This window comes from Vibrio ezurae NBRC 102218 (assembly GCF_000467185.1).
Classification (GTDB): Bacteria; Pseudomonadota; Gammaproteobacteria; order Enterobacterales; family Vibrionaceae; genus Vibrio; species Vibrio ezurae.
Genome location: NZ_BATM01000018.1, coordinates 1 through 15,842, shown reverse-complemented (window position 1 = coordinate 15,842; position 15,842 = coordinate 1). Strand labels below are relative to the sequence as shown.

At 43.5% G+C, this 15,842-nt stretch carries 10 protein-coding genes and 2 pseudogenes; 5 read left to right on the top strand and 7 right to left on the bottom strand.

Annotated features, from left to right (window positions below):
- Positions 1-14 precede the first annotated feature (14 nt).
- On the bottom strand, positions 15-443 hold the full coding sequence (locus VEZ01S_RS06895) for a YHS domain-containing (seleno)protein (protein ID WP_498026909.1): 429 nt from the start codon (positions 441-443) through the stop codon (positions 15-17).
- Between the two features lie 125 nt (positions 444-568).
- Complete coding sequence (locus VEZ01S_RS06890) at positions 569-1,783, bottom strand: MFS transporter (protein ID WP_021713294.1); 1,215 nt, start codon at positions 1,781-1,783, stop codon at positions 569-571.
- 115 nt (positions 1,784-1,898) lie between these two features.
- On the opposite strand from VEZ01S_RS06890, the pseudogene soxR reads away from it, so the two are divergent.
- Positions 1,899-2,354: pseudogene (gene soxR / locus VEZ01S_RS06885) on the top strand (redox-sensitive transcriptional activator SoxR).
- Positions 2,355-2,439: 85 nt separating this feature from the next.
- Here soxR and VEZ01S_RS06880 read toward each other — a convergent pair.
- From VEZ01S_RS06880 to VEZ01S_RS06860, 5 genes are all read right to left on the bottom strand, one after another.
- A complete protein-coding gene (locus tag VEZ01S_RS06880) occupies positions 2,440-2,736 on the bottom strand; it encodes a DUF2149 domain-containing protein (RefSeq protein ID WP_021713292.1) in 297 nt (98 codons plus the stop codon).
- A gap of 1 nt (position 2,737) precedes the next feature.
- Positions 2,738-3,205 carry a MotA/TolQ/ExbB proton channel family protein gene (locus VEZ01S_RS06875; RefSeq protein ID WP_021713291.1) on the bottom strand — a complete coding sequence of 156 codons (468 nt, stop codon included), beginning with the start codon at positions 3,203-3,205 and terminating at the stop codon, positions 2,738-2,740.
- Between the two features lie 4 nt (positions 3,206-3,209).
- The gene (gene cobN / locus VEZ01S_RS06870; RefSeq protein ID WP_021713290.1) at positions 3,210-7,067 is read right to left on the bottom strand and encodes a cobaltochelatase subunit CobN; all 3,858 of its coding nucleotides are present in this window, start codon (positions 7,065-7,067) and stop codon (positions 3,210-3,212) included.
- 2 nt (positions 7,068-7,069) lie between these two features.
- Positions 7,070-9,016 (bottom strand): TonB-dependent receptor domain-containing protein, encoded by a 1,947-nt coding sequence (locus VEZ01S_RS06865; RefSeq protein ID WP_021713289.1) that lies wholly within the window; start codon positions 9,014-9,016, stop codon positions 7,070-7,072.
- A 224-nt stretch (positions 9,017-9,240) separates the two neighbouring features.
- On the bottom strand, positions 9,241-10,626 hold the full coding sequence (locus VEZ01S_RS06860) for an NCS2 family permease (RefSeq protein ID WP_021713288.1): 1,386 nt from the start codon (positions 10,624-10,626) through the stop codon (positions 9,241-9,243).
- A gap of 1,028 nt (positions 10,627-11,654) precedes the next feature.
- Between VEZ01S_RS06860 and tnaA the strand changes: the two genes are divergently transcribed.
- The 4 genes and pseudogenes from tnaA to VEZ01S_RS06840 all read left to right on the top strand — a co-directional run.
- Complete coding sequence (tnaA, locus tag VEZ01S_RS06855) at positions 11,655-13,121, top strand: tryptophanase (protein WP_021713287.1); 1,467 nt, start codon at positions 11,655-11,657, stop codon at positions 13,119-13,121.
- 115 nt (positions 13,122-13,236) lie between these two features.
- The gene (locus tag VEZ01S_RS06850) at positions 13,237-14,493 is read left to right on the top strand and encodes an aromatic amino acid transporter (RefSeq protein ID WP_021713286.1); all 1,257 of its coding nucleotides are present in this window, start codon (positions 13,237-13,239) and stop codon (positions 14,491-14,493) included.
- Between the two features lie 455 nt (positions 14,494-14,948).
- Positions 14,949-15,284, top strand: a complete 336-nt coding sequence (locus tag VEZ01S_RS06845; RefSeq protein ID WP_021713285.1) for a helix-turn-helix domain-containing protein — start codon at positions 14,949-14,951, stop codon at positions 15,282-15,284.
- Positions 15,277-15,588, top strand: a pseudogene (locus tag VEZ01S_RS06840) (HipA N-terminal domain-containing protein); the annotation flags it as partial. The gene VEZ01S_RS06845 and the pseudogene VEZ01S_RS06840, both read left to right, overlap by 8 nt.
- Positions 15,589-15,842: the final 254 nt, after the last annotated feature.

Sequence of the window (15,842 nt, the reverse complement as noted above, 5' to 3'; positions counted from 1 at the left end):
TAGTACGATTGGTATTACTGCGCCAACAAGGTTGGCCAGTGACCATCCGCTTTAGCAATATTATTCGGCACATCTTTCACCCATTTTGCCTGAACAGATTGGTTGTAATTAAGGTAAAGCTTGCCTTCATAAATAGACCAAGCCTGTGGATCGATCTTCGCGGTATAGCCATTACTCACCGCCCATGCACAATATCCCCCATATTGCGGAGCATATTTTTCAGGATTTGCTACAAACAAGTTTCGGTTTTCTTCGGACGAGAAATACCAAGTCGCATCCTTCCATTCATATTGATACTGCTTATCCCCTTTTTGCGCCTTTTGCATCGTAAAATATGCCACGGGATCATAGCCTTTAATCGCTTTCCCAAGAAAATCACTGTACACCGCATCCAATGCAAATACTGATCTGGCAAAAAATAACAGGCCGATTGCGATCAACATGCTAATTCGAGTTGTGGCTTTCTTCTTCATGGCTGTGCCTCCTTGGCTGTTTGTCTCTTATATAATAGACACGATTTATCAGAAGAAAATTTCAGCGCAATTTTTAGTGTAGTTTTCAAAGATACTTAGGTAAGTGATTGATTTATTTTATGTACATAGTGCAATCTATTGTTAAGACGCATCATCATAAAGACGGCGAACAACATAACACCAGCGGCAACGAAGAAACCGAGTTGCGTGATACCAAAATGACTTAAAAATGCGATGCCCACATAGCTGATGCTTTGCGCTAATGTCGCAAACATCTGCAACCCGCCATCGGCTCGGCCACGTTGATCGATGCGGATACTATGATGCATCCAATTAGTTCGAGCAATTCGATTTAAAGCGTTAAAGGTGCCAAATAAAAACGTGAAGACCAATATAAAATGCGGCGATGGTGACAGACTCATTCCCACCAGCATTATCGCGGCAAGCCCCATAGAACCAATCATAATCAGTTGGTGAGAGCCTAAGCCTAATAAACGACTGACCAATAACCCCGTCATTAATGAACCCGTGCCAAAGGCAATGTTATAGCCGGCAAACCAATCACCAGAGATACCCATTTCGGAAAACCAAATCGGAACCAACTTAGTTAAAAAAGTTAAGATTGGATAGCTCAGTGCCGACAGCATCAAGAACACATAGAAGTGCGGCCTTTGAGTGTATATCTCGCGACTCTCTTTCATCTGCGCGACAAAAGATACTACCCTTGATTGACGTAATTGTCGGCGATACGGCGTCAATATATAACTGACCGTTGCGATGGCTGAAGCGCTAGCTGCAAAACAGGCAAACTCATACATGCCCCACCTTTCTAGTAACAGCACGCCTAATGCTCCTGCGCCTAACGTAGCGCCTTGCATTATCACTTCTTGCTTCCCTGAAAGCGCCGCATATTCATGCTGTTCAAAATTCTCTTGGGTAAAGGCGTTATTTGCCGTCCACGCTAAGTTACTGGATGTCCAAAATACTATCTGCGCAATGGCTAACAACCACAGAGATTCATAGCCCAATCCATAAACCAGCGCGACTAAAAGTGCCGTGCACGTTTGCAACATTTGCACCCATATCAACAAGTGTTTCCTTGAGGTTCGATCTATCAAGGTTGAAAAAATGGGAGTCAGACAAAAAGAAAGTGCGGTACATGTCAGCGCTAACATCGCCACAAATACCCCCATGTTTGGAGTAGATAGCATGATCCAAGGGAGCGCCATCATAAATAAACCGGATGAAATGCCATCAAAGAGCTTTCCTGTTAGATAAGGGCGTGCACGATTTTTTACGGTCAATTCCATACTTATATTCCATTTATTGCTTATTTGATGCTAGGTTAATACCTCAAGTTAACTTGAGGTAAAGTGCTTTCTCATTTAATTATGCAAAAGGGCGAAACGGATACGGGGATAATTTATGGAAATGACCATTGGTGAGGTAGCAAAAAGAACCGGGGTTAAGGTCTCGACTCTACATTTTTATGAACAAAAAGCGCTTATCTATAGTTGGCGAAATCAGGGCAATCAAAGACGTTATCATCGCAGCGTAATACGCAGAATCGCGGTGATAAAAGCGGCACAAATGGTTGGGCTGACCTTAGATGAGATTGCAACGTCACTGGCAGACTTACCCAAACATCAAGCGCCTAATCGCCAGCACTGGGAGCAAATGGCGTTAAATTGGAACGCCATGCTCGAACATCGTATTGAGCAGTTAAAAGCACTGCAAAACGATCTCGGTGGCTGTATTGGTTGCGGTTGTTTATCTATGGAATCGTGCGCGATTTATAACCCGTAAGACATTCGAGCGAAGCAATTTGCTGACAAAACCATGCTCACTCACCCTGAAGAATGGTCAAATGAAATCGACTGAATAGCGACAACTCAATATGACGGTTACTCCCATAAAAATACCCAGCCAATAGACTGGGTATTGGAATTACAAATACTACTGACAATTATTTAGGGACATACACTAAACGCCCGTCATCAAGTCGGTAGGTTTGTCCTGCAATTGTGCCTGCACCTTCTCCAATCTCATCGCTACTTTCATAACGGGTGAGAGTTTCTCCGTCTTTAACGGTAATGCGCATGTCTTTTTTTCCCGGATTTTCCACCAAGATGCTGTTGTCGGGCAATTGCGCGCCAGTAACGTTTAACATCATTAGAAACGCCATCACGACTGCAAATAAGTCGACCATATTAATGATGGATAAAATAGGATCGTCCGCTTCTTCTGCTTCTAAGAATCTCATTTTATTTCACCTCAATACGGACCATGTCTTGTAACAGCCAACGGCGACGTACCGTCATAATGCTAAAAGTGACACTTGCCGCAATCAGAGCAAGAATTGAAGCAGAAAACGCCACGATCATTTCCTCAGCAACACGTTCGATGTTCCCCTCACCCATAGCAACCAATGCTGGGCCAATAGCGATCATGGTGGTTACCAGACCCAACATTGGGCCAGAGCGACTAATAAGACGTAAAGGCTCCAGCTCTTTAATCACGCGAAGCTCAAGGTGTCCACTGGTGTAGTTTTGGGTTTGCTGTGCGTAGCGCACCAAGCTTGAGTCAAACGACTTAGAGCGTCGTTGCACAGACTCCATCAAAAAACGTCCTAAGCTGTATAAGGAATACAGCACAATCAGTAAGATCAGCACCATAATCGGTTGCATAAACAGTGTTGAAAATTGATATACAAGGGTTTCTATTTGGTTCATTCGATTAGTCTCTTAATTGTCTGTATTGGCTCAATGCCCCAAAGGCAACGCACGCTAGGGAAAACAGGATCAATAGCAATAATTTGCTCTCTTCTAGGCTAGGCAGTTCAGCATTTTCCACTTCACTCATGACCTGGCCTGATATCATCGGCGACTGAGCCATATCGCTGGCACTTCCTGTCATACCGAAGCCTTGCGTGAGTTCATTAATGTACTCTTGGGTAACCTCATGCGCTTGGTGATGTTCCACCATAGGCTTGAGCGCTTCATGGCGTTCAATCAGTGAACGAAGTCTTTCATCAGACGCTTGCCAATACTCTTTACGAACCGCCTCTAACATTCTTTCAATGATTTGCATCTGTGCGGCCGGTTGGTTTTGTTCAAACCACTCATTGAGATCAAGTTGGTACTTGTCATCAATCAGCACTTCACTCAAACGCTCCCATTGATCGTCTCGAATTGTTTCTGGCGCAGTCACCTGCCAACCAAAAATATTATTGGTGACGTCGAGCATATTTATCGCGCCTGAATAGCCTTCTTTTTGCATCGCTTTGAGCCAAGTAGGGTTCATGTAGCGCGAATTTAGCTCTTCGGCTAAGAATCGGCTCACAGAAACCGTACGACCTTCTGCTTGACGTAAGTCACTGATATACAATGAAGGTGACTGACCTGAAACACTGCGGATGGCGCTAGAAAGCCCGCCTAGATATTCAAAAGGATGATCCGTTGATAATACGCCGTGTAAGCGACTGGTACGGGTCATGATGGCGGTATCCACATTGCTAAGCTGTGAGGCGAACAAGTTGATATCTTGCTGTTTCTCACCCCATAAACCGCCGCCATACGCGTATTGCAAACGAGTGACAAACTGCTGACCAAGCTCATCGTCGTTGTCCCATGTTTGCGACTGCACCGCTTTGTGATTGACACCCGAGCCATAATCACCGGGCGCATTACTAAAGATGCGGATCGCCGATAGGCGCTGTGCATCCAACTGGCTATACCCTTTTGCTCGCAATTCATCGGCGACAGAATGGCTGTTTTGCGCAATGGCATTGTCATCATCAAGCGCAGCAATCTCTGCAATCACTGCGGACAGCTTTTGCATAAATCCATCAAACTGATCTCGGTAAACAGACGTAGCTTGAATGACCACATCAATACGTTCACGATCAAGCTCAGCGCTAGGAATCACTTGTAACTGCTTGAGGTTACCACCTCGGTCCCAAACCGGTTTCACGCCAAGCGCTCGCAGTACTTGCGCTTCAAGCATACCGAAGTGACGCTGAGTCTCACCGGCCCACAAAGAGAAAGCGATCTTTTGCGGATTCTCACCGTTTTCTGCTTTATGTGCGTCTAACAGCTTTTGAAACTCTTTTTCAGAAGCGGCATACGCTGCGGGGCTAGGCACTTTGGCTGGATCAAATCCATACAAGTTTGTGCCACTGGTCGAACTTGGATTGCGAATAGGATCGCCTCCAGAACCGGCGGTAATATAGTGGCCGCTTAACGCTGATAGCAGCGAGTCTAGCTCACCATTGTTGGCAAGGCGTTGATAACGTTGCTTTACCAAATCCGCATAGTCTTGCATCTTCTGTGACGCATTGCTGTCCATCGTGTCATGGTTAATAGCATCATGATTAATAACATCGGCAATCCACTGCGCGGGAGCGGTAGATTCTAGCCTTGATAAATCACCGTCAAATTGTTGCCAATAAGCAGTGGCTGACGGTTCAAATTGCTCAACAAACTCATCACCCAGTTGTAATAGCAAAGTGTAAATGACTTCTTGTTCCGATTTTTGCGTGCCAAAGCTATGCAGACCCAGTGGCACCACTTCCGCGGCTAGTCGAGCAAAATGCGACTCTAATGCACTGGTTGCTTCTTCAAAGTGACTGTGAATACGCTCATCCGTTAACTCCATATCAGCGGCAATACCCAAGGTCAGTATTTGTTCAGTGATTTGTTGCTGTAATTTGTCTTTTACCGCACCTTCTGGCGAGCCTAAGTAATCACCTAACAGGGTATTGAGCGCTACATAATCGCCATACAAACCTGCTGGACCAAACGAGGGAGTTTGGTGACTGATAATGGTGGCACGTCCACGTCGTTTAGCCTGTAAGGCTTCAGCGATATTGTCTTGGATGTAAGGATAAATCACCGGAATCGCGCCAAGGGTCATGTAAGGAAAGTCACTTTCCGCTAACCCGCGAGCTTTACCCGGCGTCCACTCTTGCGAGCCGTGTGTGCCCAGATGAATTAGCGCATCAAGTTGATGACTGCGTTGCTGCTGTTGTAACCACAAGTACACCGCTAAATACAGATGACCCGGCGGCTCTTTGGTGTTGTGAATGGCATGACCTACTGTACCTGCGCGTGGTGGCTGAGGCAGCACCCACAAATGCCCGTATTGTTTGGCGGGAAAAACAAAACGTTGCTCACCATCAATCATTCGCAATGCACTGTGGTTTTCTGGCGTCCCCCACCATTTCACAATAAACTGCTGCTGCGTACGTGGTAAAGAGTGAAACCATTGCTGATAAGTTTTTAAACTGAGGCTGACGGCATAGCCTTTTTCTAACAGATCGACTGTTGTGTCGGGCTGATAGTAACCCGACAACAGCTGTTTCGCATCGTCAATGGTTTGTTGCTCAGCCAGTTCATCAATCTGATAACCTTGCTCTTTTAACGCAGCAGAAATACGTTGAATACTGCTTGGGATATTCAAGTTTGAAGCAGAAATATTTTCCGCACCTGCTGGTGCGTTCCAATACATCAACGCTACGGTTTTCTGTTCATTAGGCTGGGTTTGTAATTGATACAAAGCTTTTACTTTGTCAAACAACAAGTTCATCTGACCAATCAGTACCTGCTTTTTCCCATCACTGCCTGCCGAGATCACCAAAGGGTCAGTCAGTCCCCATGCTTCTGTTGTCGATAGCATTACAGAGGCTATCCCTGCATCTACGCCCACATCACTGTCTAGCCAATCCAATGCATCGCCATTTCGATAATGCAAGGTTTGGATGACCGGTACGCCAAGTGTCGACATCTCCTCAATGCGCGCTTTGCCATTGTGCAAGTGAGTCAAGTTCACCAATGCGGTCGGCTTAATTTCGCTCTCATTCCAAGGCCAATCTAAACCGTGCTGACGTCCATCAAACCAATAAAATACGGGGATCACATTGGCTGCATTAGCCAAACGCGTTAAACGGTCCAAATATTCAAATTCTTGGTTAGTGAATACGCTACGACTGATCACAAAACCAATGATGGGTTTGTTCGCCACCTTCTCTTCTCGCGCAAGGCGAGAAGAAAGAGTATCGACAAAAGAGCCGTCATTATAGATAGCACTTAAAGGCACCTTCTCTGCGGCAGGAAAAGCCAAAATACTTTCACCACCTCGCCATTGATGCAGCATTTGAAACAAATGGGTGTAGTTTTTGTGCGTGCCGTTTTGCCAATAATCAGCCGCTTTTTCCACCAGCACTTTTTCCAAAGTTGGTGAAGCACTTTGAGTTTGACCGCCCAGCAACATCCACGGCATATCAGCTGGCAACTCACCGATTAACTGCTGTAAACGCATGCGATCGGGCGTTCGTGGTGCATCGGCAATCACTAAGTCCGCGTTAGACAATACTTCTGCTGACAAGGTATGCGTAGCAATAAGCTCAGCCTGATTCTGCTTCGCTATCTCAGATAAGTGCTTAATTTTGTCACTAGAGACAAAATCGGTATGCAGCAATACTATATTGGTTACAGCATGCTTGGTTACAGTATGATTAGTCGCAAAACTGGTGCCACTAAAAAAGAACAAGCACGCCATGCCGACAAGGCGTATGAGAAGGTGTCGAGTCATCATGATTAGAACTTATACTCCGCTCTAAAGTAGACTTCTCTTGGTTGAATCGCATAGGTAAATAGTGCTGATTCATCTTGCAGGTAAGTATCGAGAATATTATTAATACCTACTGAACCAAAGAAGTCCCCACTATGGTATTTAGCAGCTAGGTTGTACACTTGGTAGCTAGGTAGCGTGCTTGATTCATAGGTTTGCTTACCCACATGTCTTGCTGACACCAAAGTGGAGATGGTGTCTGTCGCTTGCCAATTTAGACCAACATAAGCTTGTGATTCAGGTTTGTTTTCGATTTTCTCACCGGTTTGCGCTTCTTTGGCATCCAGTAACGTCATATTAAGATCGATGAAGAGCGATTGTGTAATATCTAAATGACCTTGCCACTCTAAACCTTTAATATCGGCTTCATCGACGTTCATGTATTGGTATTTAGTGAACCCCGCCGTTGGGCGACCTTGGCAGTTTTCAACACATTGCGTCACAATCAAGTTTTCAACGTTATTTTGGAATAACGTCAGCCCAGTTGACCAACGATCCGCTTGATATTCTACTGAAATCTCATAGCTTTGGTTTTCCTCAGGCTTAAGATCGACATTACCGATAATATCAAATGGGCGACCACTGCCGATGCTTAGGTAATCTGGCGATAATTGCTTAATGGTTGGCGCTTTATAGCCTTCGCCGTAACCACCTTTGATGGTCCAGTTTTCTGTTGGGGAGTAAACTAGATACGCTCGCGGAGAAATATTTTCACCAAACTCTGAGTGCTCATCGATACGAGCTCCGGCTAAAAATGAGACGGTTTCGGTGATTTTAAAATCGCCTTGTGCAAACAATGCACCTTGACTCATTGAATCGCCGCCAGTGCTTAAATCGGCACTTTCAAGATCTTGATGACGCCACTGACCGCCAAGAGTAATTTGATGCTGTCCAACATAAAATTGACCTTGCCCTTCAATAATATTCTCAGTCACAGTATTGGTTGTGCTCGAGTCTCCAACCGTTTGGTGGTTACTTTGATCAACGCTTGAACCATAAATACTGATTTGAGTATCAAAGTTATCCCAGTAACCCGAGTGCGTTACCGAATAATCCAATGTGTCATAACTGGAAGTACTGCGCGTTAGCTGCCCAGCAGCTGTACCACTGCTGACCACATAGTCATACCAAGTTTGTTGCTGTCCATAACGAAGACTGACATCAAGCTCTTGCGAGTCACTAATGACGCCTTTGAATTGAGTATCAACATACTGGTTACGGTTGCCCGAAATGTCCGTTTCCGTCGCATCATTACGATTTTCAATCAGTCCCTGATAGTAACTACCGGCTGACAGCTTCATGTACAGCTTGTCTTCTACGAGTGCGCCAGAGGTCTGGACTTCACCATTAAATCGATTGTCACCCTCTGAGGTAGTGCTACCACCATGGGCTGAAACAATCGACTGCCATTCATTGCTCATCGATTTTGTAATAACGTTAACTACGCCACCTAGCGCATCCGAACCATACAGTGCTGACATTGGGCCTTTGATGACTTCAATTCTCTCAATGTCAGACACCGGAATATTTTTCAGATCTAAGTTAGCGTGCCCAATTAAATCGGATGCACGGTTGGTACGACGGCCGTTAATAAGAATCAGCGTTTGAGATGTATCCATACCACGGATCTCAATGCCTTTTTGACCCAGTCCGATGTCAGCGATATTCACGCCAACCGTATTGACTAAAGCATCAGAAAGGTTGTTGTAAGGCATCGTTTGTAACTGTTCATTGGTGATGACAGACACACTGGCAGGGGCATTCGATAACGTCTTTTCATAAGAAGTAGCGGTGATCACATGAGTTTCATCTACTGCAATTTCTTCGGCGAAGACTTGAGGAGAGAGGATTTGAGCAGACAGAAGACCAGCGATGCTCATGCTTTGGCGAGAACGACTTGAAAGGGGTTGCATGTTTTTCCTAATTTTTACTTTACTACAGGGTGCGATGTTATAACATAACATTTAGTGGTAAGTAAATTATTGTAAGTAATTTTTAAATCTTTCAAGGTATTGTAAATACAGGGGAGACATTGTGGATGAGGTGTGACTGCGAAGCCAAATTCCAGATAAAAAAATACCCAGCCAATAGGCTGGGTATAATATGAATGCTTTAGTGAAGCAATATGTCGTCAGGCTTAGATCGCCCAACCACCTGCGTAAAACACCACTAAAATAATCGTAATTAGCAAAATACCAAAGTTTAGACGTTTCCATTCGCCAGCGAATACACGACCAACCACTAGACACATGAAGCCCAGCATAATACCCGTTACGATGTTACCAGTCAGAACGATAAATACCGCACACACTAGACCTGAAAGTGCGTCAACTGAATCTTCAAAGTCCAGTTTACGAACGTTACCTAGCATAAGTAGACCTACATACATAAGCGCTGGCGCTGTTGCGTACGCAGGTACAAGGTAGCTGATTGGCGAAACAAACAATAGTAGAAGGAATAAAACGCCCACTGTTACCGCAGTTAGACCTGTTTTACCGCCTGCTGCTGTACCTGCTGCTGATTCAATGTAAACCGCCGCTGGTGCACCACCTACCGCACCCGATACGATGCTTGAGATAGAATCCGATGTCAGTGCTTTACCGCCATCAATGATGTTGCCGTCTTTATCCAAAAGGTTCGCTTGACCCGCTACTGCGCGAATTGTACCGGTTGCATCAAAGATTGCTGTCATGACCAACGCCAGTACACTTGGTAATACGATTGGGTTAAGTGCGCCCATGATGTCCATAGAACCAATCAAAGAGCTTTCGCCACCAATACTAGGCAGAGCGAACAAACCTTGATATTGAACTGATGGGTCAAAAATCAGACCAAAAATAGAGATAGCAACGATAACCAGTAGAATGCCACCAGGAACTTGACGTTTTTCTAAACCGAAAATTGCCGCTAGACCTAGCATTGACATAATGACAGGCAATGACGTGAACTCACCCAAAGTCACTGGAAGACCTGCTACTGGGTTTTTGATCACAAGACCAACACCGCTGGCTGCAATAAGAAGAAGGAATAGACCGATACCAATGCCAGTACCATGAGCGATACCTGAAGGTAAGTTGGTTAAAATCCACTGACGCACGCCTGTTACTGTAATCGCCGTAAAGACTACACCCATAAGGAATACAGCACCCAGTGCGACAGGAATTGAAACGCCCTGACCCAACACTAAGCTATAAGCGGTAAATGCGGTTAATGAAATTGCACAACCAATTGCCATAGGCAGGTTGGCCCAAAATCCCATCAGCAAAGAACCAAACGCTGCAACTAAACACGTTGCGATAAACACAGAGCCTTGATCAAAACCGGCATTGCCTAGCATGCTTGGTACAACGATTACCGAATACACCATAGCTAAGAAGGTTGTTAACCCCGCGATTACTTCACGACGAACGTTACTTCCACGCTGTGAAATCAAAAAGAATCTATCAAGCCAGCTGCCAGTAGCAGGTGTGCCATTCTCATTCAGCCCCGTTTTTGAGGGCTGATTTGATGTATTCTCGGACATTGTGTTTCCTTTGTGTGTTATTGAAAAAATCGCTGTAAAGCTCATTTCTCATAAAAAGTGTTAGTAAAAATTTCAGTGGCGAAAAAATACAGCTAAACGTTTGCGTGTGCAATAGCTAAACTCGATATAAAGAGGAAAAAATGAACAATATCCTAAGAATAAACCATATTACGTAAAAGTGGGGAGTGAGCACAAATCTGTTCATCTTATTCGCATTTACATCACTTTTACTTCAATGTAGCAAAGCCCTTCTTTTTGTACTTTTTCAATAACAACACCTTACGCTTAAATACTCAATCAACGTAAGAGATCCGTACAATGTGCATCTTAAGGTTAATGTGCCCCAATGAAGGCATCGCGCCAGTGTTCAAAAATAACAAGACTATATTTATTTGATGAAGATCATATTAAATACTTAAAATAATCACCTATGACTTATTTAAACACCTGATGCGCATTATCTGTGATCTTTATTTGTTTATTCTTCACAATTATAAATAACGAGCATTTCATTTATTTTCAATAGGCACTAACATGCATGTCATCAAGTTATACATTGCAGAATAAAAACGGAGACATCCAATATGTCTATCTACTACAAAACGCAATCACAGAAAGAGCTAACCCTGTTGGCTTGGTATAATATTGATCATCAATTGTCTTTTCACTTGTCATCAGAGTAACCACTCTAACCCACTGTTATTTAACCAAAATAATGTGCAACGCAAATAATATATGACGTAAACAATGACGTTTAGTGCTCTTGCTTGATCTCTTTGTGTTTGCTAACTATTGCCTTTGCTAAATACGGGTTTTGGTCTCTTTAGCTGTTCATCAAAAGTATTGTTTATATCAGCTATAAAACAAATAAATAACAACGCAATTCTATTATCTTATGCTTATTTCTATTTATTAGAAATAAGGTGCATCACGCTGCGTAATTAATAAATATATTCAATAAATATACGCAACTTAAAATCAAATTATATAAGTGGTGTTTTAAACACCCAAAATACAAAGGTATTATTATGGAAAACTTTAAGCATCTACCAGAACCATTTCGTATTCGTGTTATTGAACCAGTAAAGCGCACCACACGTGAATACCGTGAAGAAGCCATCGTCAAATCGGGGATGAACCCGTTTCTACTGGACAGTGATGATGTCTTCGTAGACTTGCTGACTGACAGTGGTACTGGCGCAATTACGCAAGAGATGCAAGCCGCAATGCTTCGCGGTGATGAAGCTTACAGTGGCAGTCGCAGCTACTACGCATTAGCCAATGCAGTAAAGGATATTTTCGGGTACGAGCATACTATTCCAACTCACCAAGGTCGTGGCGCAGAGCAAATTTATATCCCGGTGTTGATTAAAAAGCGCGAAATGGAAAAAGGCTTAGACCGCAATAAAATGGTGGCACTATCCAACTACTTCTTTGACACCACTCAAGGTCATACTCAAGTCAACTGTTGCGTTGCTAAAAACGTCTATACAGAAGAAGCCTTCGATACGTCGGTCAACGCCGATTTTAAAGGCAACTTTGATCTAGTAAAACTGGAAGAAGCCATTTTAGAAGCGGGCCCAAACAACGTTCCTTATATTGTAAGCACTATCACTTGTAACTCCGCAGGTGGTCAGCCTGTTTCTATTGCAAACCTGAAAGCCGTGTACGAAATTGCACAAAAATATGACATCCCTGTCATTATGGATTCTGCTCGCTACGCTGAAAATGCATACTTTATTCAGCAGCGTGAAAAAGGTTACAAAAACTGGACAATCCAAGAGATCACACGTGAAAGCTACAAATATGCCGATGGCCTAGCAATGTCTGCGAAAAAAGACGCCATGGTGCAAATGGGCGGTCTATTGTGCTTTAAAGATGACTCAATGTTAGATTCGTACACCGAATGTCGTACTTTGTGTGTGGTGCAAGAAGGCTTCCCAACTTATGGTGGTCTAGAAGGCGGCGCAATGGAGCGTCTAGCGGTGGGCTTGTATGATGGTATGCGCCAAGATTGGCTCGCTTACCGCATTGGTCAAGTTCAATACTTAGTCGATGGCCTCGAAAAAATAGGCATTGTTTGTCAGCAAGCAGGTGGACATGCCGCCTTTGTTGATGCTGGCAAACTGCTTCCGCATATTCCAGCAGATCAATTCCCTGCACACGCTCTAGCTTGTGAGCTGTATAAAGTCGCCGGCATCCGTGCTGTTGAAATTGGTTCTTTGCTATTAGGCCGCGATCCTGCAACAGGTAAGCAGCACCCTTGCCCTGCTGAGCTGCTGCGTTTAACCATTCCTCGCGCCACTTACACACAAACGCACATGGATTTCGTTATCGAAGCATTCCAACAAGTTAAAGAGAATGCGGCGAATGTGAAGGGACTTGAGTTTACTTATGAGCCAAAAGTATTGCGCCACTTTACCGCAAGGCTAAAAGAAGTAGAGCCTGTGAAAGTCACCGCGAAAGCAGAGCCAAGAGTATTAGAAACTGCATAAATAGAACACCATATAAGGCCTCATTGTTGAGGCCTTTTTATATTTCGGCCCTAAAAACCATCATAAATAATAGGTTTGGGCATAAATTCAAATAACGTGAAACAAAGGATTATCTATGGCACAAAGTATTGATATGCCCTTGGAAAAATCGACAACCAAAGAAAAAGGCCCCTCTTTAATCGGCGGCGCCTGTATTATTGCCAGCGTATGTGTGGGTGCCGGTATGTTAGGACTGCCCAGTGCAGGCGCGGGGGCTTGGACGTTTTGGTCAATCGTCGCCATATCTCTGACGATGGCAGTGATGACGCTTTCTGGGTGGATGTTACTAGAAGCGTATAAAACCTATGATTTAAAAGCCTCTTTTAACACTGTCACCAAGGATATTCTTGGCGAAAAAGTGAACCTATTTAATAATGTCACCGTTTACTTTGTTGGGGGTATTTTACTGTACGCTTACATCACTTCTTCAGGCTTGATCCTGCAAGATATGCTTGGCGTAAGCAGTCAGATCTCCTCTATTCTATTTGTTTTAGTTTTCTCCATTTTTGTCTGGCACTCTACTCGCGCGGTAGACCGTATCTCGGTCGTTCTCATTACTTTTATGATTTTAAGTTTTGTGTTTGGCGTATCAGGGTTAGCGGTCAATGTTGATTTCGCTATTTTGTCTGACTCAGTCAACAGCAACGCCAGTTACACACCTTATGTATTGGCTATGTTGCCAGTAGCATTGACCTCTTTTGGCTACCACCACTCTGTAAGTTCTATGCGTTCTTACTACGGTGATGAGAAAAGAGCAGGCAAAGCTATTTTGCTAGGAACAGGCATCGCATTAGCTTTGTATTGCTTGTGGCTATTTAGCATTTTTGGCAACCTGCCACGTACTGACTTTGTACCTATCATCGAACAAGGTGGCAATATTGATGCGCTACTTGGCGCTTTAGGCTCTGTCATTGAATCTGAGCGAGTAGCAAGCGCAATCAACACCTTCTCTATGGCAGCCATCTTGTCATCGTTCATTGGTGTAGGTCTAGGCGTATTTGATTACCTTGCTGACTTGTGCAAATTTGAAGACACCAAACAAGGCCGTAGTAAAACTTGGGCAGTAACTTTCCTACCACCACTGGTGCTTTCTTTACTGTTCCCATTCGGTTTTGTTATCGCTATCGGTTACGCAGGCGCAGCAGCAACAGTATGGACGTGTATCATCCCTGCACTTCTTGTGTACAAAGCACGTAAAACACACCAAAGCACCCACTCATTTAAAGCACCCGGCGGCAACGCAGCGGTATATGGAGTCATTACCTTTGGTGTATTAACTGCGGTATTCCACTTTATGTCAATGGTGGGTTTACTACCTGCATTTACTGGGTAAGCTGTTGATTTTTAGTTGATTAATTAGTCATTTTTATAGCGAAAAAGAGAGCAGAAGTACAAGCCATTGTGCTTTGCTGTTGCTTTAACCTTATAAATGCACTCAAACGCCTTGATGATAGTCATGTCAGACTCATTGAGGCGTTTTTTTGGGGGATAGATATTTGTTCTATGGGGTATTCTTTGGCGCAATAATCTAGCACGTTGTAACTATTTTTTATGAAACACTTTTCGCTTATAGCATGTACAGCAATACGATACTTGGATTAGTTCTAGTGTAGCAAAACCAGCTTGCCATTAATTAGAAAGAGTATGTAGACAACTAGCAAACTAACCATAAGTTACTTAAATTGCACTTTTAAACAATTTCTTATGTAGGCATTACAAAAGTGAGTTATAGTGAACTTATGTATTAAGACGAACCCAACAGTGACAAAAGTACATTAAAAGGCACTTATGAAAAAAGGTAAGATGGTAAAAGCACAACCTATGCCTGACTTAAATACCGAATTCAGTATGGAAACGCTGGGGAGCGCCATTCGCTCAAAGCGCACCGATAGAGGCTGGCGTATTGATGATCTCGCTGCAAAAGCTAATTTATCTCGTAGGACAATCATGAAGATTGAAAAAGGCGATACCAATGTCACCTTTACCAATGTACTTATCCTCATGGATATCTTAGGGCTGTCGTTACGACTTATCGACTTAAACTTATTAGTTCGTTCACATAACCAAATAACCTTCCAAGATGAAAACAGTGTGAGAAGCAATGAGGAAGGTTGGTATGAGTAAGTTACAACAGTTAGATGTGTTTATCGGTACGAATACCAAACTTGGTCGTTTGATTCTTCCTATCGGAACAGAAACAGAGTTCTCGTTCATCTATGAAGATGAATGGAAACACACTGGTTTCCCGATTTCTCCACACATCCCTTTTGATGATCAGGCTTCACCACGAAGTATCGAGAACTATCTCAGAAAACTACTTCCTGAAGGAGAAGCCTTTGAGGAGATGATACAAAACACCACTATCTCCAAAAACAATACGTTTGGGCTAATTCGTAAACTTGGTGCGGAAACATCTGGCGAATTATCTTGCAAAGGAAAACGCTAATCCTATAACTAACAATAACTTATTAAAGTATCTATCGAAAAAATAAGGCTAGGATTTCGGCAAAACAAGCCATTTTTTATACTCAAACGGGATTCAAGCTCAATGAACTGTATAAATTCATAAAAGTTGGATGCTAGAGCGCCAAGCAAGTTTGGCCACATAGTTGGATGTTTTGGCATAAGGAAAAGTAAGTAAAATGCCAAGTAGAATGTTGTGCAGAAAAACTAACTTAAAAT